This window comes from Cellulomonas sp. SG140 (genome assembly GCF_025770785.1).
Classification (GTDB): Bacteria; Actinomycetota; Actinomycetes; order Actinomycetales; family Cellulomonadaceae; genus Cellulomonas.
The window spans coordinates 543,839-569,502 of record NZ_JANZLA010000001.1; the positions used below are offsets into that span (position 1 = coordinate 543,839).

At 71.9% G+C, this 25,664-nt stretch carries 39 protein-coding genes; 4 read left to right on the plus strand and 35 right to left on the minus strand.

Annotated elements, in window-relative coordinates; all coding sequences use genetic code 11:
- The first annotated feature begins 72 nt into the window (after positions 1–72).
- The gene (gene coaA, locus N0B34_RS02510) at positions 73–1,023 is read left to right on the plus strand and encodes a type I pantothenate kinase (protein ID WP_263729654.1); all 951 of its coding nucleotides are present in this window, start codon (positions 73–75) and stop codon (positions 1,021–1,023) included.
- Positions 1,024–1,047: 24 nt separating this feature from the next.
- Here the strand turns inward: coaA and N0B34_RS02515 are convergent, their stop codons facing one another.
- From N0B34_RS02515 to N0B34_RS02545, 7 genes are all read right to left on the minus strand, one after another.
- Positions 1,048–1,704 carry a hypothetical protein gene (locus N0B34_RS02515; RefSeq protein WP_263729656.1) on the minus strand — a complete coding sequence of 219 codons (657 nt, stop codon included), beginning with the start codon at positions 1,702–1,704 and terminating at the stop codon, positions 1,048–1,050.
- 136 nt (positions 1,705–1,840) lie between these two features.
- Complete coding sequence (locus N0B34_RS02520; protein ID WP_263729657.1) at positions 1,841–2,491, minus strand: DedA family protein; 651 nt, start codon at positions 2,489–2,491, stop codon at positions 1,841–1,843.
- 69 nt (positions 2,492–2,560) lie between these two features.
- Positions 2,561–3,232 (minus strand): peptide deformylase, encoded by a 672-nt coding sequence (locus N0B34_RS02525; RefSeq protein WP_263729658.1) that lies wholly within the window; start codon positions 3,230–3,232, stop codon positions 2,561–2,563.
- Positions 3,229–4,578 carry a phosphoglucosamine mutase gene (glmM, locus tag N0B34_RS02530; protein ID WP_263729659.1) on the minus strand — a complete coding sequence of 450 codons (1,350 nt, stop codon included), beginning with the start codon at positions 4,576–4,578 and terminating at the stop codon, positions 3,229–3,231. The genes N0B34_RS02525 and glmM overlap by 4 nt, the downstream gene beginning before the upstream one ends.
- 190 nt (positions 4,579–4,768) lie before the next feature.
- A complete protein-coding gene (gene rpsI / locus N0B34_RS02535) occupies positions 4,769–5,257 on the minus strand; it encodes a 30S ribosomal protein S9 (protein WP_263729660.1) in 489 nt (162 codons plus the stop codon).
- 37 nt (positions 5,258–5,294) lie between these two features.
- Positions 5,295–5,744, minus strand: a complete 450-nt coding sequence (gene rplM / locus N0B34_RS02540; protein ID WP_263729661.1) for a 50S ribosomal protein L13 — start codon at positions 5,742–5,744, stop codon at positions 5,295–5,297.
- A gap of 228 nt (positions 5,745–5,972) precedes the next feature.
- Complete coding sequence (locus tag N0B34_RS02545) at positions 5,973–6,893, minus strand: LysR family transcriptional regulator ArgP (protein ID WP_263729662.1); 921 nt, start codon at positions 6,891–6,893, stop codon at positions 5,973–5,975.
- Positions 6,894–6,963: 70 nt separating this feature from the next.
- Between N0B34_RS02545 and N0B34_RS02550 the strand changes: the two genes are divergently transcribed.
- Both N0B34_RS02550 and N0B34_RS02555 read left to right on the plus strand, forming a co-directional pair.
- The gene (locus tag N0B34_RS02550) at positions 6,964–7,557 is read left to right on the plus strand and encodes a LysE/ArgO family amino acid transporter (RefSeq protein ID WP_263729663.1); all 594 of its coding nucleotides are present in this window, start codon (positions 6,964–6,966) and stop codon (positions 7,555–7,557) included.
- 112 nt (positions 7,558–7,669) lie between these two features.
- Positions 7,670–8,119 carry a DUF5709 domain-containing protein gene (locus N0B34_RS02555; RefSeq protein ID WP_263729664.1) on the plus strand — a complete coding sequence of 150 codons (450 nt, stop codon included), beginning with the start codon at positions 7,670–7,672 and terminating at the stop codon, positions 8,117–8,119.
- Between the two features lie 106 nt (positions 8,120–8,225).
- Here N0B34_RS02555 and truA read toward each other — a convergent pair whose 3' ends face one another.
- Positions 8,226–9,140 carry a tRNA pseudouridine(38-40) synthase TruA gene (truA, locus tag N0B34_RS02560; protein ID WP_263729665.1) on the minus strand — a complete coding sequence of 305 codons (915 nt, stop codon included), beginning with the start codon at positions 9,138–9,140 and terminating at the stop codon, positions 8,226–8,228.
- Positions 9,141–9,182: 42 nt separating this feature from the next.
- On the opposite strand from truA, the gene N0B34_RS02565 reads away from it, so the two are divergent.
- The gene (locus N0B34_RS02565; protein WP_263729666.1) at positions 9,183–9,947 is read left to right on the plus strand and encodes an ROK family protein; all 765 of its coding nucleotides are present in this window, start codon (positions 9,183–9,185) and stop codon (positions 9,945–9,947) included.
- On the opposite strand, the gene N0B34_RS02570 is transcribed toward N0B34_RS02565, so the two are convergent.
- The 27 genes from N0B34_RS02570 to rpsS form a co-directional block, all read right to left on the minus strand.
- Positions 9,849–10,745: an alpha/beta fold hydrolase gene (locus N0B34_RS02570; protein ID WP_263729668.1), complete on the minus strand. Its 897-nt coding sequence runs from the start codon at positions 10,743–10,745 to the stop codon at positions 9,849–9,851. The genes N0B34_RS02565 and N0B34_RS02570 overlap by 99 nt on opposite strands.
- Before the next feature lie 120 nt (positions 10,746–10,865).
- On the minus strand, positions 10,866–11,429 hold the full coding sequence (gene rplQ, locus N0B34_RS02575; protein WP_263729669.1) for a 50S ribosomal protein L17: 564 nt from the start codon (positions 11,427–11,429) through the stop codon (positions 10,866–10,868).
- A 76-nt stretch (positions 11,430–11,505) separates the two neighbouring features.
- Complete coding sequence (locus N0B34_RS02580) at positions 11,506–12,519, minus strand: DNA-directed RNA polymerase subunit alpha (RefSeq protein WP_263729670.1); 1,014 nt, start codon at positions 12,517–12,519, stop codon at positions 11,506–11,508.
- Positions 12,520–12,653: 134 nt separating this feature from the next.
- Positions 12,654–13,058: a 30S ribosomal protein S11 gene (gene rpsK, locus N0B34_RS02585; protein ID WP_263729671.1), complete on the minus strand. Its 405-nt coding sequence runs from the start codon at positions 13,056–13,058 to the stop codon at positions 12,654–12,656.
- A 45-nt stretch (positions 13,059–13,103) separates the two neighbouring features.
- Positions 13,104–13,484: a 30S ribosomal protein S13 gene (rpsM, locus tag N0B34_RS02590; protein WP_263729672.1), complete on the minus strand. Its 381-nt coding sequence runs from the start codon at positions 13,482–13,484 to the stop codon at positions 13,104–13,106.
- A gap of 179 nt (positions 13,485–13,663) precedes the next feature.
- Positions 13,664–13,777 (minus strand): 50S ribosomal protein L36, encoded by a 114-nt coding sequence (gene rpmJ / locus N0B34_RS02595; protein WP_088289657.1) that lies wholly within the window; start codon positions 13,775–13,777, stop codon positions 13,664–13,666.
- 55 nt (positions 13,778–13,832) lie between these two features.
- The gene (infA, locus tag N0B34_RS02600) at positions 13,833–14,054 is read right to left on the minus strand and encodes a translation initiation factor IF-1 (RefSeq protein WP_029290613.1); all 222 of its coding nucleotides are present in this window, start codon (positions 14,052–14,054) and stop codon (positions 13,833–13,835) included.
- Between the two features lie 413 nt (positions 14,055–14,467).
- The gene (locus tag N0B34_RS02605) at positions 14,468–15,400 is read right to left on the minus strand and encodes a hypothetical protein (RefSeq protein ID WP_263729673.1); all 933 of its coding nucleotides are present in this window, start codon (positions 15,398–15,400) and stop codon (positions 14,468–14,470) included.
- 290 nt (positions 15,401–15,690) lie between these two features.
- Entirely contained in the window at positions 15,691–16,512 is an 822-nt protein-coding gene (gene map / locus N0B34_RS02610; protein ID WP_263729674.1) for a type I methionyl aminopeptidase, read from the minus strand.
- Positions 16,513–16,517: 5 nt separating this feature from the next.
- The gene (locus tag N0B34_RS02615; RefSeq protein ID WP_263729675.1) at positions 16,518–17,099 is read right to left on the minus strand and encodes an adenylate kinase; all 582 of its coding nucleotides are present in this window, start codon (positions 17,097–17,099) and stop codon (positions 16,518–16,520) included.
- Positions 17,096–18,391, minus strand: coding sequence for a preprotein translocase subunit SecY (gene secY / locus N0B34_RS02620; RefSeq protein WP_263729676.1), 1,296 nt, complete (start codon positions 18,389–18,391; stop codon positions 17,096–17,098). Before secY ends, N0B34_RS02615 begins: the two co-directional genes overlap by 4 nt.
- A gap of 167 nt (positions 18,392–18,558) precedes the next feature.
- Positions 18,559–19,269 carry a 50S ribosomal protein L15 gene (gene rplO / locus N0B34_RS02625; protein WP_263729885.1) on the minus strand — a complete coding sequence of 237 codons (711 nt, stop codon included), beginning with the start codon at positions 19,267–19,269 and terminating at the stop codon, positions 18,559–18,561.
- Positions 19,270–19,271: 2 nt separating this feature from the next.
- Positions 19,272–19,454: a 50S ribosomal protein L30 gene (gene rpmD, locus N0B34_RS02630; protein WP_263729677.1), complete on the minus strand. Its 183-nt coding sequence runs from the start codon at positions 19,452–19,454 to the stop codon at positions 19,272–19,274.
- Positions 19,454–20,101, minus strand: coding sequence for a 30S ribosomal protein S5 (gene rpsE / locus N0B34_RS02635; RefSeq protein ID WP_263729679.1), 648 nt, complete (start codon positions 20,099–20,101; stop codon positions 19,454–19,456). Before rpsE ends, rpmD begins: the two co-directional genes overlap by 1 nt.
- Positions 20,102–20,138: 37 nt before the next feature.
- Positions 20,139–20,510 (minus strand): 50S ribosomal protein L18, encoded by a 372-nt coding sequence (gene rplR / locus N0B34_RS02640; protein ID WP_263729681.1) that lies wholly within the window; start codon positions 20,508–20,510, stop codon positions 20,139–20,141.
- Between the two features lie 3 nt (positions 20,511–20,513).
- Positions 20,514–21,053 (minus strand): 50S ribosomal protein L6, encoded by a 540-nt coding sequence (gene rplF, locus N0B34_RS02645; protein WP_263729682.1) that lies wholly within the window; start codon positions 21,051–21,053, stop codon positions 20,514–20,516.
- 25 nt (positions 21,054–21,078) lie between these two features.
- Positions 21,079–21,477, minus strand: a complete 399-nt coding sequence (gene rpsH, locus N0B34_RS02650; protein WP_263729683.1) for a 30S ribosomal protein S8 — start codon at positions 21,475–21,477, stop codon at positions 21,079–21,081.
- An 86-nt stretch (positions 21,478–21,563) separates the two neighbouring features.
- Positions 21,564–21,749 carry a type Z 30S ribosomal protein S14 gene (locus tag N0B34_RS02655; protein WP_263729684.1) on the minus strand — a complete coding sequence of 62 codons (186 nt, stop codon included), beginning with the start codon at positions 21,747–21,749 and terminating at the stop codon, positions 21,564–21,566.
- Between the two features lies 1 nt (position 21,750).
- A complete protein-coding gene (gene rplE / locus N0B34_RS02660; protein ID WP_263729685.1) occupies positions 21,751–22,323 on the minus strand; it encodes a 50S ribosomal protein L5 in 573 nt (190 codons plus the stop codon).
- Positions 22,323–22,664, minus strand: a complete 342-nt coding sequence (gene rplX / locus N0B34_RS02665; protein WP_263729687.1) for a 50S ribosomal protein L24 — start codon at positions 22,662–22,664, stop codon at positions 22,323–22,325. The genes rplE and rplX overlap by 1 nt, the downstream gene beginning before the upstream one ends.
- A gap of 2 nt (positions 22,665–22,666) precedes the next feature.
- A complete protein-coding gene (gene rplN / locus N0B34_RS02670; RefSeq protein WP_263729688.1) occupies positions 22,667–23,035 on the minus strand; it encodes a 50S ribosomal protein L14 in 369 nt (122 codons plus the stop codon).
- A gap of 130 nt (positions 23,036–23,165) precedes the next feature.
- Entirely contained in the window at positions 23,166–23,456 is a 291-nt protein-coding gene (gene rpsQ, locus N0B34_RS02675; protein WP_263729689.1) for a 30S ribosomal protein S17, read from the minus strand.
- Between the two features lie 7 nt (positions 23,457–23,463).
- Complete coding sequence (rpmC, locus tag N0B34_RS02680) at positions 23,464–23,703, minus strand: 50S ribosomal protein L29 (RefSeq protein WP_263729690.1); 240 nt, start codon at positions 23,701–23,703, stop codon at positions 23,464–23,466.
- Entirely contained in the window at positions 23,703–24,122 is a 420-nt protein-coding gene (gene rplP / locus N0B34_RS02685) for a 50S ribosomal protein L16 (RefSeq protein WP_263729691.1), read from the minus strand. The genes rpmC and rplP overlap by 1 nt, the downstream gene beginning before the upstream one ends.
- Positions 24,123–24,125: 3 nt before the next feature.
- Positions 24,126–24,941: a 30S ribosomal protein S3 gene (rpsC, locus tag N0B34_RS02690; protein WP_263729692.1), complete on the minus strand. Its 816-nt coding sequence runs from the start codon at positions 24,939–24,941 to the stop codon at positions 24,126–24,128.
- On the minus strand, positions 24,941–25,327 hold the full coding sequence (rplV, locus tag N0B34_RS02695; protein WP_263729693.1) for a 50S ribosomal protein L22: 387 nt from the start codon (positions 25,325–25,327) through the stop codon (positions 24,941–24,943). Before rplV ends, rpsC begins: the two co-directional genes overlap by 1 nt.
- Before the next feature lie 53 nt (positions 25,328–25,380).
- Positions 25,381–25,662, minus strand: a complete 282-nt coding sequence (gene rpsS, locus N0B34_RS02700) for a 30S ribosomal protein S19 (RefSeq protein WP_263729694.1) — start codon at positions 25,660–25,662, stop codon at positions 25,381–25,383.
- Positions 25,663–25,664 lie beyond the last annotated feature (2 nt).

A 25,664-nucleotide genomic window follows, 5' to 3' on the forward strand; every position in this document is an offset into this window, starting at 1 on the left:
GGTAACGGCCGGGCCACGACGGTCCGGCGCCGGCGTCCTCGCGGGCCTCCGGCGGCGTGCGAGGATCGGGCCGTGCCGCTCACCGCCGCGTCGTCCACGCCGTACGTCGACCTGGACCGGTCGGCCTGGGTGCGCCTGTCGGAGTCGACCCCGCTGCCCCTGACCGGCGCCGACGTGCAGCGGCTGCGCGGCCTCGGGGACCCGATCGACCTCGCGGAGGTCGATGCGATCTACCGCCCGATCTCCCGCCTGCTGGACCTGCACATCGAGGCGACCCGGCACCTGCACCGGGCGACCAGCACGTTCCTGCACGAGGACGCCGGGCTGACGCCCTTCGTCATCGGCGTCGCCGGCTCGGTCGCCGTCGGCAAGTCCACCACCGCCCGGCTGCTGCGCGAGCTGATGGCGCGCTGGCCCGCCACGCCGCGCGTCGAGCTGGTCACCACCGACGGCTTCCTCTACCCGAACGCGGAGCTCGAGCGCCGTCGGCTGCTGGACCGCAAGGGCTTCCCGGAGTCGTACGACCGCCGTGCGCTGCTGCGGTTCGTCGCCGCCGTCAAGGCCGGGCGGCCCGAGGTCAGCGCGCCGGTGTACGACCACCTGACCTACGACATCGTGCCGGGCGCCCGGACGGTGGTGCGGCGGCCGGACGTGCTGATCGTCGAGGGCCTGAACGTGCTCCAGCCGGCCCGCACCCCGCTGGGCGGTCGCTCGAACCTCGCGGTCAGCGACTTCTTCGACTTCTCCATCTACGTGGACGCGCGGACCGCGGACGTGCGCAAGTGGTACATCGACCGGTTCCTGCGGCTGCGCGAGACGTCGTTCACCCAGCCGAGCTCGTACTTCCACCGGTTCGCCGCTCTGTCCGACGACGAGGCGACGGACATGGCCAAGGGCATCTGGGACGCGATCAACGCGCCCAACCTCGAGGACAACATCCTGCCGACCCGCAGCCGGGCGACCCTGGTGCTGACCAAGGGTGCCGACCACAGCGTCCAGCGGGTGCGGCTGCGCAAGCTCTGACCGCGTCGGCAGCCGTCGTCCGGTTCAGCGAGCCGTCGGTGCGGGGGTCGCCGGCGCGACCAGCGTGACCGGCGCATCGGACTGGTCCGTCACCGTCAGGGCGTCCAGAGCGTGCCGCACGGCCTCGGTCGGGCGTCCGCAGCCGTCGGTCGGCGTCTGCGGGCGCACCGCCTGACCCATCGAGTCCACCAGCCACAGCTCCACCCGGTCGGCCGGGCTCGTCGAGCAGGTGGGCGGCCTCCCGCTCGGCGCCACCGGTGCCGGGGCACCCTCCAGGGCGGCCTGCAGCGCGGCGATCTCGGTCGCGGTGCCCTCCCTCGTGGTCGCCGTGACCACCGACCAGGTGCCGGACCCGTCGCGCAGCGTGCCCCCGGCCTGGCACACCACCACGCCGACCGGGCTGAAGGAGCTCGGGACCCGCCCGGCCGCCGGCGCCGGCTCGTGGGCCCCCGCCGTGGCGAGAACCGCGTCGAGCCGCAGCCCGAACGCGTCGAGCACCTCGGGGGCGAGGCAGTCGGCAGCCGGCACGACCTCGGCCGACCGCGCGCTGCGCAGCACGTCGTCGTCGGACCGCTGACCCATGACCACGAGCAGCAGCACGGTGCCGATGCCGAGGCCCGCACCGATCAGGGCCACCGGACGCGCGGCACCGCGCTGCGCGCGCCCTCGTCCTCGGTCCACGTCCTGCCCCTGCCCACGTCCTGCGGCCGGCAGGACCGCCGCGGACGACGTGCGGTGCCGGAGGCCCAGCCGCGGCGCCGACCCGGATCGAGGGTAGGTGGGTCATCCGGTCGATTGACGCAGTGAGACCGGATCGTTAGCCGGTGGCGCCGGATCGTGACCTCGAGCCGCCGGACCGGCGGGTCCACGCGCTGAGCACCCAGTCCACCAGGGCCCCGATCACCAGGCCGCCGACCACCCCCACGACCAGGCCGATCATCGGATGGTTCTTCAGCACCACGCCGGACGCGATGCCGATCACGGAGGAGTAGGTCGCCCAGGTGACCGCCGCGAGCGCGGTGATGCCGACGAACCGGCGACGGCGGTAGCGGAGCGCGCCGGCCGTCATGTTGACGGCCACCCGGCCGACGGGGATGTAGCGCGCGGCGATGATGAACGACGCACCACGGGTCGCGAGCGACCGCTCGGCCCAGTCCAGCGCCTGCTGCGCCTTGGGCCGCGCGAAGATGCGCAGGCTGCGGACCTTCACGCGGGTGCCGATCGTGTAGGCGATCTGGTCACCCATGAACGCACCGAGGGCCGCGACCAGGATCACGGGCAGCAGCGGTGGGCTCCCCCGCGACGCCCACAGCGAGGCGAGGGCGATCACCACGGTCTCGCTGGGGATGGGCGGGAAGAAGCCGTCCACGGTGGCGAACGCGTAGAGCGCGGCGAACACCCACGGCGACCCGACCAGGGCCAACGCCCACTCCTGCACGCCTGACGTCCCCTCGCCGACGGTCGGCACCACCCGTGCCTCGGGGCGGGCGTGCCGCCGCCTTCACGCTACAGGCCGGGGCGCCGGCTCCGGGAGCGTTCAGCCCAGCGGGAAGCCGAGCGTGCGGGACGCGGTGACCGGCCGCGGCTCCGCCGCCCACCGGGCCCCGAGCTCGTCCGTGGCGGAGAGGGAGCGCAGCTCGGCGCGGTCCAGGTACAACGTGCCGGCCAGGTGGTCGGTCTCGTGCTGGACGATGCGCGCCGTCCAGCCGTCGACCACCTCGTCGAGCGGTTCGCCGTGCTCGTCCTGACCGGTCAGCCGCACGGAGCGGTGCCGCGCCACGACGGCCTGGTAGCCGACCACCGACAGGCACCCCTCGTAGAAGGAGGCCCGCTGGTCGTCGACCGCCGCGTACCGCGGGTTGACCAGCACGCGAGGAGCCAGCGGCTGCCGTTCGCGCACCGCGGCGACCTCGGGGCTGCCGACGCCGGGGTCCTCGAGCACGGCGAGGGCGAGCGGAAGACCGACCTGGGGCGCCGCGAGACCCACGCCCGGGGCGGCCCGCATCGTGCGGCGCATCAACGACAGGAGAGCCGCGAGCTCGGTAGACGACAGCTGACCGTCGAAGGGGACCGCCACGGCCCGCAGGGCCGGGTGACCGGCACGGACGATCGGAGCCAGCCCGTCCGGGCGCGCCGCAGCCGCCTCGACCAGTCGCAGGGCGTGGTCGCGCAGCGCGTGGTCGCGTGCGGTCTGGTCAGAACCCGTCACAGCGCGAGTCGCTCCCGCACCACGTCGGCCAGCTCGCCGGCGACGCGGTCGGCCTCGGCCTGCGTGGCGGCCTCCACCATCACCCGGACCAGCGGCTCGGTGCCGGACGGCCGCAGCAGCACCCGGCCGGTGCTGCCCAGCAGCTTCTCGGCACGGGCGACGGCCTCTCCGAGCGGGCCGTCACCGGCTGCCCGCGTCCGGTCGACGCCCGAGACGTTCACCAGCGTCTGCGGGAGCCGCTGCACCACGGACGCGAGGTCGGCCAGGGGCCGGCCCGAGGCGGCGACGCGCGACGCCAGCTGCAGGGCGGTGAGGATGCCGTCCCCGGTGGTGGCGTGCTCCGCCAGGATGATGTGCCCCGACTGCTCGCCGCCGAGGCTGAACCCACCGGCCCGCATCGCCTCGAGCACGTACCGGTCCCCCACGGCGGTGTCCACCGTGGTGACGCCCGCCTCGGTCATCGCCAGCCGCAGGCCCAGGTTGCTCATCACCGTGATGACCAGGGTGTCGTGCGCGAGGCGGCCCTGGTCCCGCAGGGCCAGCGCGATGACCGCCATGATCTGGTCGCCGTCCACCAGGGTGCCGTTCGCGTCGACCGCCAGGCAGCGGTCGGCGTCCCCGTCGAACGCGACGCCGAGGTCGGCACCGGAGGCGACGACGAACGCCTGCAGCTGTTCCGGGTGCGTGGAGCCGCAGCGGTCGTTGATGTTCAGCCCGTCGGGCGCGGCGTTGATCACCAGCACCTCCGCGCCGGCTGCCCGCAGCGCCGCCGGACCGACCTCGCTGGCCGCGCCGTTCGCGCAGTCCACGGCGATCCGCAGCCCGGTCAACGGGGTCGTGATGGTGCTGACCAGGTGCTCCACGTACAGCTCGCCGGCGCGTCCCGTGTCCACCCGGATGCGTCCGACCTCCGCACCGACCGGTCGGTCCCAGGGCTCGCCGAGCCGGGTCTCGATCGCGTCCTCGAGCTCGTCGTCCAGCTTGTGGCCACCGCGGGCGAGGAACTTGATCCCGTTGTCCGGCATCGGGTTGTGGGAGGCGGACAGGACGACACCGAGGTCGACGCCCGTCGCCGCCGTCAGGAAGGCGACCGCGGGCGTGGGCAGCAGGCCGACGTCGTCCACGTCCACGCCGGCGGAGGCGAGCCCCGCCGAGACGGCCGCGGCGAGGAACTCGCCCGACGCCCGCGAGTCCCGGCCGACGACCGCGCGCGGGCGGTGCCCGGCGAACGCACCCTTGGTGCCGAGCACGTGCGCGGCCGCCACGGAGACGTCCAGCGCCACCTCGGCCGTCACGTCGCGGTTGGCCAGCCCCCGCACACCGTCGGTCCCGAACAGTCGGCCCATCAGCGGACCCCCTCGTCGTCGTCCCCCACGTGCCGGGACCCCGAGGTCTGCCGGCCTGTCATCTGCTTGTGGACGGTACCGGTCGCGATCGTGCCGCGGGCCGGAACGTCGGCCGGACCCCTCCGGGGCCCGGCATGCCGACGGCCCCGCGCACCGAGGTGCAGCGGGGCCGTCGTGACGGAGCGCCCGATCAGCGCTTCGAGTACTGCGGAGCCTTGCGGGCCTTCTTCAGACCGGCCTTCTTCCGCTCCACGACGCGCGCGTCGCGGGTCAGGAAGCCGGCCTTCTTCAGCGCCGGGCGGTTGTGCTCCGCGTCGATCGCGTTCAGCGCACGGGCGATGCCGAGGCGCAGGGCGCCGGCCTGGCCGGTGACGCCGCCGCCGCTGACCCGGGCGATGATGTCGAAGCGACCCTCGACGTCCACCACCTTCAGCGGGGAGCTGACCAGCTGCTGGTGCAGCTTGTTCGGGAAGTAGTCCTCGAGCGTCCGGCCGTTGATCGTCCAGGTGCCGGTGCCGGGCACCAGGCGGACACGGGCGATGGCCTCCTTGCGGCGGCCGAGCGCCTGGCCCGGTGCCGTCAGGGACTGGCCGCGCCCCGTGGGGGCCGCCGTCTCAGAGGTGTAGCTGGTGGGCGTGTCGTCGCCCTCGGTGTCGTAGTCGACTGTGGTCTCCGCCACGGGGATCCTCGCGTTCCGTCGTTCGTCGCAGCGGGCCTCAGCCCTGCTGCGCCACCTGGATGAGCTCGAAGGGCTTCGGCTGCTGCGCGGCGTGCGGGTGCTCCGGACCCGTGTACACCTTGAGCTTGCCCAGCTGCTGGCGGCCGAGCGTTGTCTTGGGCAGCATGCCCCGCACGGCCTTCTCGATCGCGCGCTCCGGGTGCGTGGCCAGGAGCTCGGTGTAACCGGTGGCCGTCAGACCGCCCGGGAAACCGGAGTGCCGGTAGGCGACCTTGGTCTCCCGCTTGGTGCCGGTGAGAGCGACCTTCTCGGCGTTGATGACGATGACGAAGTCACCGCCGTCGACGTGAGGGGCGAACGTCGGCTTGTGCTTGCCACGCAGCAGCGTGGCCACATGGGTGGCCAGGCGGCCCAGGACGACATCGGTCGCGTCGATGACGTACCAGGTCCGCTCGACGTCGCCGGGCTTCGGGGTGTACGTGCGCACGGGTGTGAGCCTTCTGGTCAGTGATGCATGTCGAGGCCGCGGACGACTCGCAGAGCGAGCAGCCCGTGACGGGTATGTCGAGGCATCCCGATCCGGCGAGTGGGATCACCGGGTGCAGCCACCGGTGCCAGGTGGTGAGAAGCCACCGGCGCACGACAGGGGACGCGCAACGACACACCAGGGTAACTGAGAGCGGCACCACGGCAAAACCCGTCCGTCGGCACCCCGTCAGACCGTGGCGGGAGCCTGCCGGAGCGCACCGCGGGCGACCTCGACGACCCGGTCGGAGAGCTCGTCGAGCGCCCGCGTCCGGATGGCCCAGCGCTGCCACCACAGCGGCACGTCCAACCACGAGCCGGGGGCGAGGTCGACGAGCACGCCGGCCGGCGCGAGCTGGTCGGCCTCCTGCTCGGACACCATCCCCCAGCCCAGACCGGCGGCGACCACCGAGACGTACGCCGAGCTGGACGGGACGTGGTGCACCCGGCGCAGCCCGGTGCCGCCGCCGAGCATCGTGACGAACCGGTGCTGCAACGCGTCCTCCGGGGTGAACGCGACGGCCGGCGCCGTGGCGAGCGCCCGGGCCAGACGACGCCGGTCTGCCGAACCGCCCAGCGGCACGTCGGCCAGGTGACGTGCGACGAAGGACGCGGACGCCATCGCGCGGTAGCGGGCCGACCCGAGCGGCACGGAGCGGCAGCCCTGCACGGCCCGTCCGTCACCGGTCACCGCGGCCATCACGGTGCCGTCCCGGAGCAGCTGGGCGGTCCGGTCCTGGTCCTCCCGGTGGACCTCGACGGTGACGTCGTCGCCGACGCTCGAGAGGACCCGGACGAACCAGGTGGCGAGCGAGTCGGCGTTGACGGCCACGGGCAGCCGGTCGGCGGGTCCGCCCAGCTGCCCCAGCGCATGCCGCGCCTCGGTCTCCAGAGCGGCGCGCTGGCCGGCGAGCCGCACCAGCACCTCCCCGGCCGCCGTCGGGCGGCACGGCCTCGTCCTGAGCACCAGCACCTGGCCCGCGTGCTGCTCGAGCGCTCGGACGCGCTGGCTGACCGCGCTCGGCGTCACGTGCAGCGTCTGCGCGGCGGCGTCGAACGTGCCCTCGGCGACGACCGCGGCGAGAGTCGTCAGCTGCTCGGCGTCGTACACATGAGCGATGCTACAGATGCTGCAGAAACCTGAACTTCCCTGCGGGAGCGCAGCCGCCTACCGTCCCTCCATGATCGCGCTCCGCGGCCTGCTCAGCGGCCTGTCCCTCATCGTCGCCATCGGCGCGCAGAACGCGTTCGTGCTGCGGCAGGGCCTGCGCCGTGAGCACATCGGCGCCGTCGTCGTCCTCTGCGTCCTGGCCGACGCCGCGCTGATCGCCCTGGGTACCGCCGGGCTCGGCGCCGTCGTGCAGGCCCACCCGACCGCGCTGACCGCCGTCCGGGTCGGAGGCGCGGCCTTCCTGGTGTGGCTGGCCGCCGGTGGGGTGCGACGTGCCGTCCGGCCGGGCGTCCTCGACCCGGCCGCCGCCGGGCCCGCGGGCCTGCGCCCGGTGCTCGTCACCAGCGCCGCGCTGACGTTCCTCAACCCGCACGTCTACCTCGACACCGTGCTGCTGCTCGGCGCGCTCGCCCAGCAGGCGGGAGCCGCCCGGTGGCAGTTCGCCGCCGGCGCCGCAGTCGCCAGCGTCGTCTGGTTCACCGCCCTGGGCTTCGGGGCCGTGCGGCTGCGGCCGCTGTTCGCCCGTCCCGCCGCCTGGCGCGTCCTCGACCTGGTGGTCGCCGCCGTCATGGCGACGATCGCCGCGCGACTCGTCCTCGACTGAACCCGTGGCTCACCACGCCCCCGACCCCACCACGCCGCGTCGTCGCGTCCGCCGGACAGGCTGGTGCGCCGCACCCGTGGCGCCGCCGGCCGACGGATGCCACGGTGGAGCCATGACCGAGGAGACCCCAGCCACCAGCACCGACGCCGCACTCGGTTCCGAGGGGGACGCCGACCAGCTGCCGCGCGAGGACATGCTGCTCGAGCGCGGCGTCGAGGACCTGCTCGACGAGGGCTACTCCCCGCCCGAGCGCGGCCGCAGCACCCACTACGGCGAGACGGCGTGGGAGGAGGAGCACCGCGAGACGATCGACCAGCGGGTACGGCAGGAGGAACCCGAGGTCTGGGAGATGCCGGAGGAGCCGAGCGGTGACCGCGAGGAGTACCGGGCCGGCCGCCTCGAGGCCGACGACGACGCGGTGGAGGCCGGCGTCACCGACACCTTCGCGCACGACGTCGGCGTGGCGGGCGGCGCGGCGAGCGCCGAGGAGGCCGCGGTGCACGTCATCCCCGACCCCGACCAGCAGGAACCGTTGTACCGGGCGGACGACGAGCACGAGTGAGCAGGGCCGTCGCCCCACGCTCCGCTCGGGCGCGGCAGCGGCCCGTCGGGTCCTGGTACCGCGCGCTGCGGGAGTGCTCGACTGACGGCGCGCCGCCCTGGTGCGGTCAGTCGCACTCGCAGCCGGCGGGGCCGGCGGCCTCCTCCGGCCGGCGCCGCGCCCGGGTCTGCACCGCACGCTCCGCCAGTTCGGCGTCCGGCGGGTAGCCGACCTCCTCCAGCGTGAGGCCGTGCGGCGGTACGACCGCCGCGGCCCCGTCCCGCCGACGTCCGGCGAGCAGCTCGGCCGCCCAGCCGGCGGGGCGTCGTCCCTCGCCGATGACCAGGCTCGCTCCGACGAGGGCCCGCACCATCGAGTGGCAGAACGCGTCCGCCTGAACCTGGGCGACGACGAGCCCTTCGTCCGGACCGCTGGCGACGCGGACCCACTCGAAGCGCTCCAGCGTGCGGATGGTGGTGGCCTCCGGCCGTGGCTTGCAGAACGCGGCGAAGTCGTGGCGTCCGACGAGCGGGCTCGCCGCTGCCGCCATCGCGTCGGCGTCGAGCGCCCGCCGGTGCCACAGCACGTGACCGCGGCGCAACGGGTCGCGGAGCGCCGCGTCGTCGCAGACGCGGTAGACGTAGCGACGCCGAAGCGCGGAGAACCGAGCGTCGAACCCGCTCGGCGCCACGGTCACGCGATGCACGACGAGGTCGCCGGGCAGCACGCCGGCGAGCCGGGCGACGAGCGCCGTCGGCCCGTCGCGGTCCGACCGCCCCCGCGTCGCGAGCAGCGCCGCAACACCCACGTCGACGTGCGCCACCTGCCCTCGGGCGTGCACCCCTGCGTCCGTCCGACCGGCCACCGTCACCCGCGGCGGGGCCTCGCCACGAGGTGCCGCGCGCAGGACCGTCGCGAGGGCGTCCTCCAGCACGCCCTGCACCGTCCGGAGCGCAGGCTGCCGCGCCCAGCCGGCGAAACCCGCGCCGTCGTAGGCCAGGTCGAGGCGCAGCCGGACGACCGGGTCCGAGGCGGTGGTCACGGCGCACACCGTAGCCGCACGCGGCCCGGCTACCGTGGTCCGGTGGCGAACCCGTCGGACCCGTTCACCCTCGCCGTGGACTGCGGCGGCGGCGGCATCAAGGCGTCGGTGCTCGACGGCGCCGGCACGCTCCACGCGCCTCCGGTGCGGGTGCCGACGCCCTACCCGCTGCCACCGGACCGGCTGGTGCAGACGGTGGCGGAGCTCGGTGCCGCCCTCCCCCCGTTCAACCGTGCGACCGTCGGCATGCCCGGCATGATCCGGCACGGCGTCGTCGTGGCCACGCCGCACTACGTCACCCGCTCGGGTCCGCGCACCACCGTGCTGCCCCAGCTCGTCGACGCCTGGGCGGGCTGCGACATCCGCGCCCTGATCGAGGACCGCCTCGGCGTGCCGGCGCTGGTGCTGAACGACGCGGAGGTGCACGGCGCGGGCGTGGTGTCCGGCACCGGTGTGGAGCTCGTGCTCACGCTGGGCACCGGCCTCGGCTCCGCGCTGTTCGACGGCGGAAGGCTGGCGCCCCACCTCGAGCTGTCCCATGCGCCGCTGCGCCGCAGCACCACCTACGACTCGTACATCGGCCAGCCGGAACGGGCCCGGCTCGGTGACGCGCTGTGGTCGCGCCGCGTGCGGCACGTCGTCGAGGGCCTCCGGCCGGTCTTCTGGTGGGACCGGCTGTACCTCGGTGGCGGCAACTCCCGCCACATCTCACCGCAGGTGCTGGACCGGCTCGGCGACGACGTCGTCGTGGTGCCCAACCAGGCCGGCATCGTCGGCGGCGTCCGCGCCTGGTCGCTGACGCTCTGACGTCGGTCCGGCGCCGAGCGGCGCCGCTCCGTCGACGACGCCCTCCACCTCGGCGGCCGCCTCGAGCAGCACGCGGGTGAACCGCGTCGGACGCACCAGGCTGACCAGGTGCGTCGCACCGGGGACGACGATCAGCCGCCCGTGCCGGCACGCGCGCAGGAAGGCGCGCTCCTCACCGCGGAAGTGGTCGAACCGTCCGTTCACCAGCCACACGGGCGCCTCGACCCGAGCCAGGTCCTCGAGCGGCCGCGCCGACCGCATCGCGTGCAGCACGTCGCCCATCACCTCGAGGGCGAACCCGCCGGCGCCCGAGTCGGCCGCACCCGCAGGCGGCAGCATCCGCTCGACGAGGACCTGATTCAGGCGCGCACCCTCGTCCGGGAGCCGGGCGATCACGCTCGTCGCGGCCGCCCAGCCGTCCACGAGCGGCGGCCACGGGCGCGTGCAGCAGGACGCGGCGACCAGGCCGACCACCTGGTCCGGGTGTCGAGCGGCGTGCGCGATCGCCACGTAGCCGCCGAGCGACAGCCCGACGACGAGCGCCCGGCCCCCGACGTCGTCGACGGCGCGCACCAGCGTCTCGTCTGCCGCCTCGAGGCTGAACCGCTCCCCGCGCCGCCCGCCGTGGCCGGGCAGGTCGACCGCCACCGCCGTGCGACCCGACCGCTCCAAGGCCTCGACCTGGGCGCGCCACATGGTGCGCGACGTGCGCAGCCCGTGCACCAGCACGACCGGCACCGTCGACCGCCGCCGCACGGGCCCTGCCGACGCCGGCTGCTCACGGTCCCACTCGGTCACGGCTCGACGCTAGGCCGTCCACCACGCCGGCGCCCAGGTCCAGTCGGCGGACGCACGAGGGCCCGGGACATCCCCTCTGCGGATGTCCCGGGCCCTCGTGTGGTGCTGCGATGCTGCGGATCAGGCCTTGTCGGCGTCGCCCTCGGGGGCCTCGTCGGCGGCCGTCTCGGCGGCAGGCTCGGTCGCGGTCTCCTCGGCGACCGCCGCAGACTCCTCGACCGGGGTCTCGCTCGACTCGACCGGAGCGGCGGCGACCGGGGCGGCCGCGGGGGCCGCCTTGGCGGTCGCACGCGTCGCCTCCTTCACGACGGCCTGCTTCGGCGAGAGCGGCTCGAGCACCAGCTCGATGACCGCCATCGGCGCGTTGTCACCCTTGCGGGCGCCGATCTTGGTGATGCGCGTGTAGCCACCCTGACGCTCGGCGACCGCGGGTGCGATCTCCGTGAACAGGACGTGCACGACACCCTTGTCCTTGACGACCGTCATCACCCGACGACGGGCGTGCAGGTCGCCGCGCTTGGCGAACGTGATGAGGCGCTCGGCGAGGGGGCGCAGGCGCTTCGCCTTGGCCTCCGTCGTCGTGACACGCTGGTGCTCGAACAGCTGCGTCGCGAGGTTCGCGAGGATCAGCCGCTCGTGAGCCGGTCCGCCACCGAGCCGGGGTCCCTTGGTGGGCGTGGGCATGGTCTCTACTCCTTGAGTTCTGGTGATGGTCGACGCGTGCGGCCCGTCGAGCGACGGACCGGCGCGTTACCCGGCGTCAGTACTGCTCGTCCTCGCTGAAGTCGACCTCGTCGTCGGCGTAGTAGCCGGCACCGGCCGTCGCGTCGAAGTCGATCGGGCTGTCCTTCAGGCTCAGTCCCAGCTCGGCCAGCTTCTCCTTGACCTCGGTGATGGACTTCGCACCGAAGTTGCGGATGTCGAGCAGGTCGGCCTCGGACCGTGCGACGAGCTCGCCCACCGTGTGGATGCCCTCGCGCTTGAGGCAGTTGTACGACCGGATCGTCAGCTGCAGGTCCTCGATCGGCAGCGCCAGGTCGGCGGCGAGCGCGGCGTCCGTCGGGGACGGACCGATCTCGATGCCCTCGGCCTCGACGTTGAGCTCGCGGGCCAGCCCGAACAGCTCGACCAGCGTCTTGCCGGCGGAGGCCAGTGCGTCACGCGGGCTGATCGCCGGCTTCGTCTCGACGTCGACGATCAGCTTGTCGAAGTCGGTGCGCTGCTCGACGCGGGTCGCCTCGACCTTGTAGGTCACCTTGAGCACCGGCGAGTAGATCGAGTCGACCGGGATCCGGCCGATCTCGGTGTCGAACGACTTGTTCTGGCTGGCGGAGACGTAGCCACGGCCGCGCTCGACGGTCAGCTCGATCTCGAGCTTGCCCTTGTCGTTCAGCGTCGCCAGGTGCAGGTCGGGGTTGTGCACCTCGACACCGGCCGGCGGGACGATGTCCGCCGCGGTCACCTGACCGGCACCCTGCTTGCGCAGGTACATGACCACCGGCTCGTCGTTCTCGGAGGAGACGACCAGGTTCTTGATGTTGAGGATCAGCTCGGTGACGTCCTCCTTGACCCCAGGCACGGTGGAGAACTCGTGCAGCACGCCGTCGATGCGGATGCTGGTGACGGCCGCACCCGGGATGGACGACAGGAGCGTCCGGCGCAGGGAGTTGCCGAGCGTGTAGCCGAAGCCCGGCTCCAGCGGCTCGATGGAGAACCGCGAGCGGTGCTCCGAGATGACCTCTTCGGTCAGGGTGGGGCGCTGTGCGATCAGCACGGTGGGGTTCCTCTCAGCGGGCGTCCGCCATATGACGCTCCGCAGTGACGTGCAATGACCGCGCTCGGTCTCGGTCCACCGGCGCGGTCGACGCACCGGTCCGTGCGGCGGGGCACGGACCGGTGCGATCGAGCTCAGACGCGACGGCGCTTCGGCGGACGGCAGCCGTTGTGGGCCTGCGGCGTCACGTCCTGGATCGAGCCGACCTCGAGGCCCGCCGACTGCAGCGAGCGGATCGCGGTCTCACGGCCGGAGCCGGGGCCCTTGACGAAGACGTCGACCTTGCGCATGCCGTGCTCCTGCGCCTTGCGCGCGGCGGCCTCGGCCGCCAGGCCCGCGGCGAACGGGGTCGACTTGCGCGAGCCCTTGAAGCCGACGTCGCCGCCCGACGCCCAGGCGATCACGGCGCCGGACGGGTCGGTGATGGAGACGATCGTGTTGTTGAAGGTGCTCTTGATGTGCGCCTGGCCGTGGGAGACGTTCTTCTTCTCCTTGCGGCGCGGCTTGCGCACGGAGGTGGTGCGGGTCTTGGGGGGCATCTGCTTCTTCTCTCGGGGTCTGCGGGTCGTCCGGCGACGGGCGGGCTACTTGCGCCCGGCCTTCTTCTTGCCGGCGACGGTGCGCTTGGGGCCCTTGCGGGTGCGGGCGTTGGTCTTGGTGCGCTGACCACGCACCGGCAGGCCGCGGCGGTGGCGCAGCCCCTGGTAGCAGCCGATCTCGACCTTGCGGCGGATGTCGGCGGCGACCTCGCGCCGCAGGTCACCCTCGAGCTTGTAGTTGCCCTCGAGGTAGTCGCGCAGGGCGACGAGCTCGGCGTCCCCGAGGTCCTTGACGCGGACGTCCGGGCTGATCCCGGTCGCCTTCAGGGTCTCGGTCGCACGCGTGCGGCCGACCCCGTAGATGTAGGTGAGCGCAACCTCGAGCCGCTTCTCGCGGGGGAGGTCGACGCCGATGAGACGTGCCATGTGCCTGGTGGCTCCTGCAACTTCGTCGGAGGTCTGCCGCACCGTCCTCCCGCGAGCCTGCGGGCCCCGGCCTCCGAGCCGGGGGTGTCACCGGCGCCGACGTCTGGACGACGGCGACCGGTGCGGCGGTGCGCTGGTCGGGTCCCGTCACCGGGACCCGGGGTGGTGCTGGTGGCTGCTCAGCCCTGGCGCTGCTTGTGGCGCTGGTTCTCGCAGATCACCATGACGCGACCGTGCCGGCGGATCACCTTGCACTTGTCGCAGATCTTCTTGACGCTCGGCTTGACCTTCATGGTTCCCTCCGCCGCCGGGCGCCCTCGCGGGCGAGACGGCGTGGTCGAGTGGTGATTACTTGTAGCGGTAGACGATGCGCCCGCGGGACAGGTCGTACGGGCTCAGCTCCACCACGACGCGGTCCTCGGGGAGGATCCGGATGTAGTGCTGACGCATCTTGCCCGAGATGTGGGCGAGAACCTTGTGCCCGTTGCTCAGCTCTACGCGGAACATCGCGTTCGGCAGAGCCTCGACCACCGAGCCCTCGATCTCGATGACACCGTCCTTCTTTGCCATGTCCTCCGCTGCCTGTCGGTCCGTACGTGTCGACCCACGACACGCGACCCGCCAGAGCTGACGCCCGGGCGACTCGTGCCATCGTGGAGGGTGCTGCCGGTCATCCCCGTCCACAGGGCGGGAGATGACGACCTTGCCCGCCCACGCCGCAGCGCAGGATGACGCACACCCAACGGGCGATCCTACGCCATCGGCCGCACCCCGGGAAACCAGCCCGTTGAGAGCCCCGGCACACCCGTCGCGCGGCATCCGGTGACGGGTACGCCGGGGCGCGCCGTGCCGTCCGGCACGGGCTGCCGCAGGGTCCCGGGCACGACGGTGCCCCCGGGGAGGAGGGTCCCCAGGGGCACTGTCGGGCACGGACCGGTGGCGAGCCGCCCACCCCGGTCAGGAGAGGTGCAGCGCCGCCGGACTCATCGCATCGCGCCGCGGCGACGCAGCACCAGCAGAAGCACCCCGGCCGCCACGAGCAGGACGGCTGCGACGGCGACGCCGATCGGCGCCGCACCGGTCTGGGCCAACGAACCCTTCCGGTCCTCGGCTGCCAGCACGGCGCTGACGACCTGTGGGCTGGCGCTCTGGGTGGAGTCCGGTGCGGACAGCACGACGTCGACGACGTCCTGCGAGGGAGAGACGCTCGGCTTCGGCGTCGCGACCGGTGCGGCTGTGGCACTCGGGGTCGCCGCAGGCGCGACCGTCGCGGCCGGGGAGGCCGTGGGCGACGTCGTGGCCGCACGGCTCGGGCCGGTGGAGGGAGTCGTCTGGACCGGCGACGGGGTCTCGGTCGGGACGACGACGGGAGCAGCGGGCACCTTCGGCGTGGCGGTCGGCGTCGGCGTGGGGGTCGGGACGGCCGTGGCCGCGGCGCACGCGGGGACCTGGACGAGCTTGTCCAGGGTCCAGTGCTGCGCGGCGAAGATCGGCGGCCAGCCGATGGTCGCCTTCGGGTAGCTCGGCGCGGGGGTGCCGGTGAACAGCGACTGCGTCCCGTATGCCTGGTCCTCCTGCACGCCCCAGCCGGAGCCGCACAGCTCGATCCCCTCTGCGGCCAGTGCGGTGCGCACCTGGTCAAGGCTCAACGGGCGGTACTCGGCACCGGACCAGGTCGCCACCAGGTACTGCTGCGTCGAGTTGTCCCAGGACGCCGGTCGGCTGGCGTCGCGCTTGCGGTACACGTACGCACCGGTCGCGGTCGCGGGTGCGACGTGCGAACCACCACGCTGGGGGAACGGATGCGCGGGGACTCCCTGGGACTCGTCCTGCCCACCACCGCCCGCATCCACGCAGCTGGCCGCGGCCGACGCACCCGTGGCGAGGCCGATCATCATCACCGTCCCGGTGAGCACGGCCGCTGCTGCCCTGAGGCCGCGGCGCGAGACGGAGCTTCCATGACGAGAACTGCGCAGCATGGTCCACCCATCGATGCGGGCAGGCGTCAGCGCTCAGGCACCTGCCAGGGAACGCGAGCACCAGTGCCGCCGCGTGCGTACCGCACGCGCTCGCGCCCCCTGGCCCGTGGCGGGATCCTTCCCGCGCGAGCGACCATATCGGACATAACGGACCGATGTGGGCAATTCACAGCCGTGACCTGCATCGACGGGAACGCCACCCGATCAGGTGATCCGACCGGGCGTTCTCAGACCAGCGCCGCGGTCCGTACTCCCCGCTCGCCGAGACGAGCCGCGCCGCCGTCCTCGGCCGTGAGCACCCAGAGGCCGCCCTCCAGCACCGCGACGGTGTGCTCCCAGTGCGCTGCCCGGGACCCGTCGTCCGTCACCACCGTCCACCCGTCCGCGAGCTCGTGCGTGTCACCCGAGCCGCGGGTCAACATCGGCTCGACGGCCAGCACCATGCCGGACCTGAGCCGGTGCCCTCTGGGTCGCAACCGGTAGTTCGGAACGTCGGGTGGCTGGTGCATCGCGGTGCCGATGCCGTGCCCGACGTAGTCCTCCACGATCCCGTAGCGCACCGGGCCGGAGTCGACCAGGTCCTCCACGGCTTCCCCGACCACGGCGATGCGGTCCCCGCCGGCCAGAGCGGCGATGCCTGCCCACATCGCCGCCTCGGTCGTCGCGACCAGCGCCTCGTCGGCGGGATCTCCGTCGCCGACGACCGCGCTGAAGGCACTGTCCCCGTGCCATCCGTCCACGATCGCGCCGCAGTCGACGGACACGACGTCGCCGGAGCGGACCACCCGTTCCCCCGGGATGCCGTGGACCACCTCGTCGTTCACCGAGACGCAGATGGTCGCCGGGTACCCCTCGTACCCGAGGAACGACGGCGTCGCACCCGACGCGGCGATCACCCGTGCCGCCACCGCGTCGAGCTGGCCGGTGGTCGCACCGGGTACGAGCGCGGCCCGTACCTCCGCCAGCGCCGCGGCGACGACGAGCCCCGCGCGCCTCATGGCGCGCACGTCGTCGAGCGACTTGAGCTCGATCCGCTCCCGGCCGGCCACGCCGGTCAGTGACGCAGGGCCGGCTCGATCGCCGCGAGCAGGCGGTCGGTCACCTCGTCGATCTCGCCCAGCCCGTCGACGCGCACCAGGAGCCCACGGTCGGCGTACACGCCCGAGAGCGGAGCCGTCTGGTCGGCGTAGACGTCGAGCCTGTGCCGGATCACGTCCTCCGTGTCGTCCACCCGGCCCTCGATCTGAGCGCGCTTCAGCAGACGCTCGACGACGACGTCGGCATCGGCGGTGATCTCCACGACAACGTCGAGAGCGCGCCCGGCGTCGGCCAGGATCGCGTCGAGCGCGTCCACCTGGGCCAGGTTCCGCGGGTAGCCGTCGAGCAGGAACCCGTCGGCCGCGTCGGGCTCCGCGAGGCGGGAACGGACCAGCTCGTCGGTCAGCTCGTCCGGGACGAGCGCACCCACGGAGGTGTACTCCACGACCCGTCGCCCGAGCTCGGTCCCGCCCTTGATGTTGCTGCGGAAGATGTCGCCCGTGGAGATCGCCGGGACGCCGAGCTTGTCGCAGATACGTGCGGCCTGGGTGCCCTTGCCAGCACCGGGAGGACCGAACAGGACCAGGCGGACGCTCACCGCAGGAACCCTTCGTAGTGCCGCTGCTGCAGCTGGGACTCGATCTGCTTCACCGTCTCCAGGCCGACACCCACGATGATCAGGATCGACGAGCCACCGAACGGGATGTTGCCCCCGACCTTCATCAGGGCGAACGCCACGGTCGGGACCAGCGCGACGAATGCCAGGTAGATCGAGCCCGGAGCCGTGATGCGGGTGATGACGTAGTCGAGGTACTCAGCCGTCGGACGTCCGGCACGGATGCCGGGGATGAAGCCGCCGTACTTCTTCATGTTGTCCGCGACCTCGTCCGGGTTGAACGTGATCGCCGTGTAGAAGTAGCAGAAGAAGATGATCAGCAGCGTGTAGATCACCATGTGCAACGGGGCGCTTGAGCTGGCGAGGTACTTGCCGACCCACTTCACCCAGCCGGTCGTCTGGTTGCCGAACTGGGCCAGGAGCACCGGCACCTGCAGCAGCGACGACGCGAAGATGATCGGGATCACACCGGACATGTTGATCTTGATCGGGATGTACGTGCTGGAGCCGCCGTACATCTTCCGGCCGACCATCCGCTTGGCGTACTGCACCGGGATGCGCCGCTGGGACTGCTCGACGAAGACGACGAGCGCGATGACCAGCACGATGATCGCGAGCACCACGATGAACTTGCTCACGCCACCGTTGCCGCCGGCGATCGACCACATGTTCGAGGGGAACCGCGCGGCGATCGAGGTGAAGATCAGCAGGGACATGCCGTTGCCGACGCCCCGCTCCGTGATCAGCTCGCCGAGCCACATGATCAGGCCGGTGCCGGCGGTCATCGTGATGACCATGACGAGCATGGTCACCCAGCTGCTGTTGGGGATCACGCTCTGCGTGCAGCCCTGGAACAGGTTGCCGGACCGGGCGACCGCGATGATCGTCGTCGACTGCAGGATCGCCAGGCCGATGGTGAGGTACCGGGTGTACTGGGTGAGCCGCGACTGACCCGCCTGGCCCTCTTGGTACAGCTCCTCGAACTTGGGGATCACCACGCGCAGCAGCTGCACGATGATGCTCGCGGTGATGTAGGGCATGATCCCGAGCGAGAACACCGACAGCTGGAGCAGCGCTCCGCCGCTGAACAGGTTGACGATGCCGAGCAGGTCGTTGCTGGCCGTCTGCTTGATGCAGGCCTGGACGTTGGGGTACGACACCCCGGGCGTCGGGAGGAACGACCCGATCCGGAACACCACCATGATCGCGATGGTGAAGAGCAGCTTGCGCCGCAGGTCGGGCGTACGGAACGCCCGCACGAATGCGCTGAGCACCTGTCCTCCTGGCACCGCCCGTCGGCGGCATCTCGTCCGGCCGGAGCACTCCGGCCGGGCCGCCTGCGACGCGTCGCAGGCACCTGGGGAACCCTAACGGATGGCCCAGGGTGCCGGAACGGGGCCGGTGAGCGAGGGTCTCGCCACCGGCCCCGTTCCGGGTCGAATCAGTCCTGCGCGACGCTCCCGCCGGCAGCGACGATCTTGTCCTTCGCCGACGCGGACAGGGCGTCCACGGCCACGGAGACCTTCACCGTCAGCTCGCCGTCGCCAAGCACCTTGACCGGCTTGCCCTTGCGGACAGCACCCTTGGCCACCAGGTCCGCGACGGTGACGTCGCCCCCGTCCGGGTAGAGCTCCGAGAGGCGGTCGAGGTTGACCACCTGGTACTCGACGCGGAACGGGTTGGTGAACCCGCGCAGCTTGGGCAGGCGCATGTGCATCGGCATCTGGCCGCCCTCGAACCGCTCGGGCACCTGGTAGCGGGCCTTCGTGCCCTTGGTGCCACGACCGGCGGACTTGCCCTTGGACGCCTCACCACGACCCACACGCGTCTTGGCCGTCTTGGCGCCCGGGGCCGGCCGCAGGTGGTGCACGCGCAGCGTGCCACCGGCACCCGGGACGGCGGCGGCCTCAGCGGCCTCCTTCGCCGCGGCCGAGACCACGGGAGTCGCCTTGGCCTTCGCCGGAGCCTTGGCGACCTTCTCGGTCTTCTCGGTCTTCTCGGCCTTGGCGGCCTTGGCCGCTGCGGGCTTCTCGGCGGCAGGCTTCTCAGCCGCTGCCTTCGACGCCTTGGCAGGGGCGGCCTTCGCCGCCGCAGCCTTCTTCGCCGGGGCCTTCGCCTCGGTCGTCTCGTCGGCCTTCTTCTCGTCGGCCATGGTCACTCGACCTCCTCGACCGCGACGAGGTGCGTCACCGTACGGACCATGCCGCGGATCTCGGGACGGTCCTCCTTGACGACCACGTCACCGATCCGCTTCAGGCCCAGGGTGCGCAGCGTGTCGCGCTGGTTCTGCTTGCCGCCGATGGCGGACCTGGTCTGGGTCACCTTGAGTCGTGCCATCACGCACCGACCTTCGCGGCCGTCGCAGCGGCACGACCGGCGGCCTGCGCCCGCAGGAGCGGGGCCGGCACGACGTGCTCGAGGGCGAGCCCGCGGCGCGCTGCCACGGCGGCCGGCTCCTCGAGGCCGCGCAGGGCGGCGACGGTCGCGTGCACGATGTTGATGGAGTTGGACGACCCGAGCGACTTGCTCAGCACGTCGTGGATGCCGGCGCACTCGAGCACCGCGCGCACCGGACCACCGGCGATCACACCGGTACCCGGAGAAGCGGGACGCAGGAAGACGACACCGGCAGCGGCCTCACCCTGGACGGGGTGCGGGATGGTGCCCTGGATGCGCGGGACGCGGAAGAAGTTCTTCTTCGCCTCCTCGACGCCCTTGGCGATCGCCGCGGGCACCTCCTTGGCCTTGCCGTAGCCGACGCCGACGGTGCCGTCGCCGTCGCCCACCACGACCAGCGCGGTGAAGCTGAAGCGACGACCGCCCTTGACGACCTTGGCGACACGGTTGATCGTCACGACGCGCTCGACGAACGCGCTCTTCTCAGCGGCGTCCTGCCGACGGCCGCCGTCCCGGCGGCCACCATCGCGGCGGTCGCCGCCGGCGCCACCCTGGGCACCGGTGTTGCTGCGTGCAGGTGCAGCCATCAGTGGATCCTCTTCTTCGTCTGGACGTGCGTCGTGGTCACAGCGTCAGGCCTCCCTCGCGGGCACCGTCGGCGACCGCGGCCACGCGACCGTGGTACTTGTTGCCGCCGCGGTCGAACACGACCGCCTCGATGCCGGCGGCCTTCGCACGCTCGGCGATGAGCTCGCCGACCTTGCGGGCCTTGGCCGACTTGTCGCCCTCGGCGCCGCGGAGGTCGACCTCGAGGGTCGACGCGGAGACGAGCGTCCGGCCCACGGCGTCGTCCACGACCTGGGCCGTGATGTGACGCGTGGAGCGGGTGACGACGAGGCGCGGACGTGCGGCCGTGCCGACGACCTTCTTGCGCAGGCGCAGGTGACGGCGCTTGCGCGCGATCGCCTTGCCCTTGCCCTTGATGCTGATCGCCATGGCTTACTTCCCAGCCTTTCCGACCTTGCGCCGCACGACCTCGTCCGCGTACTTGACGCCCTTGCCCTTGTACGGCTCGGGCTTGCGGATCTTGCGGATGTTCGCGGCGACCTCGCCCACCTGCTGCTTGTCGATGCCCGTCACCGTGAACTTGGTGGGGGTCTCGACCGAGAAGGTGATGCCATCCGGAGGCTCGACCGTGACCGGGTGGCTGAAGCCCAGGGCGAACTCGAGGTTCGAGCCCTTGGCCTGCACGCGGTAACCGGTACCGACGATCTCGAGCTTCTTGCTGTAGCCGTCCGTCACGCCGACGACCATGTTGGCCAGGAGCGTGCGGGTGAGGCCGTGCAGCGAGCGCGAGGCGCGCTCGTCGTCAGGCCGGGACACCACGAGGGCGCCGGCGTCGTCGCGCGCCACCTGGATGGGCGCCGCGACGGTGTGGACCAGCGAACCCTTGGGACCGTTGACGGTCACCACGGCGCCGTCGATGTCGACCTGGACGCCGGCCGGGACCGGGACGGGGATCCTGCCGATACGAGACATGGGCTTCTCCTCTCCGTCTCTGTCGTTACCAGACGTAGGCGAGGACTTCCCCACCCACGCCCTTCTTGGCGGCCTGCTTGTCCGTCAGCAGCCCGGACGACGTGGACAGGATCGCCACGCCCAGGCCGCCGAGCACCTTCGGCAGGTTGGTCGACTTGGCGTACACGCGCAGGCCCGGCTTGGACACGCGCTTGACGCCGGCCAGCGCACGCTCGCGGTGCGGGCCGTACTTCAGGGTCACGACGAGGTTCTTGCCCACCTCGGCGTCCTCGACGGTCCAGCCGGCGATGTAGCCCTCGGCCTGCAGGATCTCGGCGATGTGCGACTTCAGCTTCGAGAACGGGATGCTCACCGAGTCGTGGTGCGCGGAGTTGGCGTTGCGCAGCCGCGTCAGGAAGTCGGCGATCGGGTCGGTCATGGTCATGGGGCGTCGCCCCTCTCTCGCCGGGGTATCCCGGTCCCGCCGTTGCGGGACCGGGACCTACCGACGTCTGTCTCCTACAGGGTTCGTTACCAGCTGCTCTTGGTGACGCCGGGCAGCTCGCCGCGGTGCGCCATCTCGCGCACGCAGATCCGGCACAGGCCGAACTTGCGGTACACCGAGCGGGGGCGGCCGCAGCGCTGGCAGCGGTTGTAGCCACGCACACCGAACTTCGGCGTGGCGTTCGCCTTGTTGACGAGGGCGGTCTTCGCCATGTCAGTCCTCCTTGAACGGGAAGCCGAGGGCCTTGAGGAACGCGCGTCCCTCGTCGTCCGTGGTGGCCGTGGTGACGACCGTGATGTCCATGCCGCGCACGCGGTCGATGTTGTCCTGGTCGATCTCGTGGAACACCGACTGCTCGGTCAGCCCGAACGTGTAGTTGCCGTGACCGTCGAACTGCTTGGCCGACAGCCCGCGGAAGTCGCGGATGCGCGGCAGCGCGATCGACAGCAGGCGGTCGAGGAACTCCCAGGCCCGGTCGCCGCGCAGCGTGACGTGCGCGCCGATCGGCATGCCCTCACGCAGCTTGAACTGCGCGATCGAGGTGCGCGACTTGGTCACCTGGGGCTTCTGGCCGGTGATGGCGGTGAGGTCGCGGACGGCTCCGTCGATCAGCTTGGAGTCCCGCGCGGCCTCGCCGACGCCCATGTTCACGACGACCTTGACGAGGCGCGCGACCTGGTTGACGTTCTCGTGGCCGAACTGCTTGAGCAGCGCGTCACGGATCTCGGCGTTGTAGCGCGCCTTCAGCCGCGGCTGTGCCGGCGCGTCGATGGTGGTCTGCGTCATCAGATGTCCTTACCGGAGCGCTTGGCCACGCGGACGCGGACCGTACGGGTGCGACCGTCACGCTCGACCTGCTCGGTGCGGTAGCCCACCCGGGTGCCCTTCTTGGTCTCCGGGTCGACCAGCATCACGTTGCTGATGTGGATGGGAGCCTCGACGGTCTCGATGCCACCCGTCCGGGTGCCGCGCTGGGTCTGGCCGGCCTTGACGTGCTTTGTCACCCGCTGCACGCCCTCGACGACCACACGCTGCGTCTCGACGAGAACCTCGAGGACCCGACCCTGCTGGCCCTTGTCCCGGCCCGAGATGACGACGACGAGGTCGCCCTTCTTGATCTTGGCCATGGTCAGAGCACCTCCGGCGCCAGCGAGATGATCTTCATGAACTTCTTGTCGCGGAGCTCGCGACCGACCGGACCGAAGATGCGGGTGCCGCGGGGCTCCCCGTCGTTCTTCAGGATCACCGCCGCGTTCTCGTCGAACTTGATGTACGAGCCGTCGGCGCGACGGCGCTCCTTGCGGGTGCGGACGACGACCGCCTTGACGACGTCGCCCTTCTTCACGTTCCCGCCCGGGATCGCGTCCTTCACCGTGGCGACGATGACGTCACCGATGCCGGCGTACCGGCGACCGGACCCGCCGAGCACACGGATGCACAAGATCTCCTTGGCACCCGTGTTGTCGGCGACGCGCAGCCGCGTCTCCTGCTGGATCATCTACCTGCTCCTGTCGTCTGGCGGGTTCTCGCCGCCCGGTCTCCCGGACGGACGAGCCTGGCCGAACGGATAGTTGCCGTGGTGCACACGTCGCGGACCGGGGTCCGCCCGTGGGCAACTGCCTGTCTGCTTACTTGGCCTTCTCGAGGACCTCGACCACGCGCCACCGCTTGGTGGCCGACAGCGGACGCGTCTCCATGATGAGCACGAGGTCGCCGATGCCCGCCGAGCTGAGCTCGTCGTGCGCCTTCACCTTGCTCGTACGCCGCATGACCTTGCCGTAGAGCGGGTGCTTGACCCGGTCCTCGACCTCGACCACGACGGTCTTCTCCATCTTGTCGCTGACGACGTAGCCCCGGCGCGTCTTGCGGTACGCGCGGTGCTCGGACGTCGCCGTCGTCGACTCGTTCTTGGTGCTCATGCGATCCTCACTCGCTCGGGCTCGGGGCGGTCCGGATGCCGAGCTCGCGCTCGCGCAGGATCGTGTAGATCCGCGCGATGTCGCGGCGGACGGCCTTGAGCCGACCGTGGCTCTCCAGCTGGCCCGTGGCCGACTGGAAGCGGAGGTTGAACAGCTCCTCCTTGGCCTTCTTCAGCTCGGCGACGAGACGCTCGTCGTCGTAGCCGTCCAGCTCGCTCGGCGCGAGGTCCTTGGTTCCGACGGCCATCAGCTGGCACCTCCCTCGCGGACCAGGAAACGGGTCTTCATCGGGAGCTTGTGCTGCGCGCGGCGCATGGCCTCACGAGCGAGCTCCTCGGGGACCCCGGCCAGCTCGAAGAGCACGCGGCCGGGCTTGACGTTGGCGATCCACCACTCCGGCGAGCCCTTGCCGGAACCCATGCGGGTCTCGGCGGGCTTCTTGGTGAGCGGCCGGTCCGGGTACACGTTGATCCAGACCTTGCCGCCACGCTTGATGTGGCGGGTCATGGCGATACGAGCAGCCTCGATCTGCCGGTTGGTGACGTAGGCGGGCTCGAGAGCCTGGATGCCGAAGTCGCCGAAGGCGATGGACGTGCCACCGGTCGCGGCGCCGGAGCGCCCGGGGTGGTGCTGCTTGCGGTGCTTCAGCCTGCGCGGGACGAGCACGGCTCAGGCCTCCGTTCCGGTCTCAGGGGTGGTGTCCGACGACGGGGCGTCCGACTGCTCGGAGCGCTCCGGCCGACGGGCGCCGGCACGCGGGCCGCGCTCGGGACGGTCGCCCCGGTCGCCGCGCGGACCACGGGACGGGCGGGGAGCCGCCGTCGCCTGCTCGCGGGCGAACTCCTTCTCGGTCATGTCGCCCTTGTAGACCCAGACCTTCACGCCGATGCGGCCGAAGGTGGTGCGGGCCTCGTGGAAGCCGTAGTCGATGTTGGCGCGCAGCGTGTGCAGCGGCACCCGACCCTCGCGGTAGAACTCCGTGCGGCTCATCTCCGCACCGCCGAGGCGGCCGGAGACCTGCACGCGGATGCCCTTCGCACCGGCGCGCTGGGCGGACTGGATGCCCTTGCGCATGGCGCGACGGAACGACACGCGGCTGGCGAGCTGCTCGGCGATGCCCTGCGCGACCAGCTGAGCCTCGATCTCGGCGTTCTTGACCTCGAGGATGTTGAGCTGCACCTGCTTGCCGGTGAGCTTCTCCAGCTCTCCGCGGATGCGGTCGGCCTCCGCGCCACGACGCCCGATGACGATGCCAGGGCGGGCGGTGTGGATGTCGACGCGGACCCGGTCACGGGTGCGCTCGATCTCGACCTTGGCGATGCCGGCGCGCTCGAGGCCCGTCGACATCAGCTTGCGGATCTGCACGTCCTCGCGCACGTAGTCGCGGTAGCGCTGACCGGTCTTGGTCGAGTCGGCGAACCACCGCGAGCGGTGGTCGGTCGTGATGCCCAGGCGGTACCCGAGCGGGTTGACCTTCTGTCCCACTATCGGGCCCGTCCCTTCGTGCTCTGTGCCGTCGCCTGCTCGCGCTCGGCGACCACCACGGTGATGTGGCTCGTGCGCTTGAGGATGCGGCCGGCACGACCCTGCGCGCGCGGCCGGAACCGCTTCATCGTCGGGCCCTCGTCCACGAAGATCTCGGAGACGTAGAGGTTCGCCTCGTCGAGCCGCGTGCTCGCTCGCTTGGCGCCCTCGACCGCGTTCGCGATCGCCGACTCCACGGTCTTGAGGACCGGCTGTGCCGCGACCTGCGGGGCGAACCGCAGCACGGCCACCGCCTCGCTGGCCTGCTTGCCACGGACGAGGTCCACGACGCGCCGGGCCTTCTGGGGCGTGACGCGGACGAACCGCGCCTTCGCCATGGCTTCCATCGCTGTCCTGCCTTCTGTCTGCGCCGTCAGGGCGTCGTCACCGACCCGGGGGGTCAGCGGCGACGGCCCTTCCGGTCGTCCTTCTCGTGGCCGCGGAACGTCCGCGTGGGGGCGAACTCGCCGAGCTTGTGGCCGACCATCGACTCGGTGACGAACACCGGCGTGTGCTTGCGGCCGTCGTGCACGGCGAAGGTGTGGCCGAGGAACTCGGGCGTGATGACCGAGCGGCGCGACCACGTCTTGATGACGTTCTTGGTGCCCGCCGTGTTCTGGACGTCGACCTTCTTCTGCAGGTGGCCGTCGACGAACGGGCCCTTCTTCAGGCTGCGTGGCATCT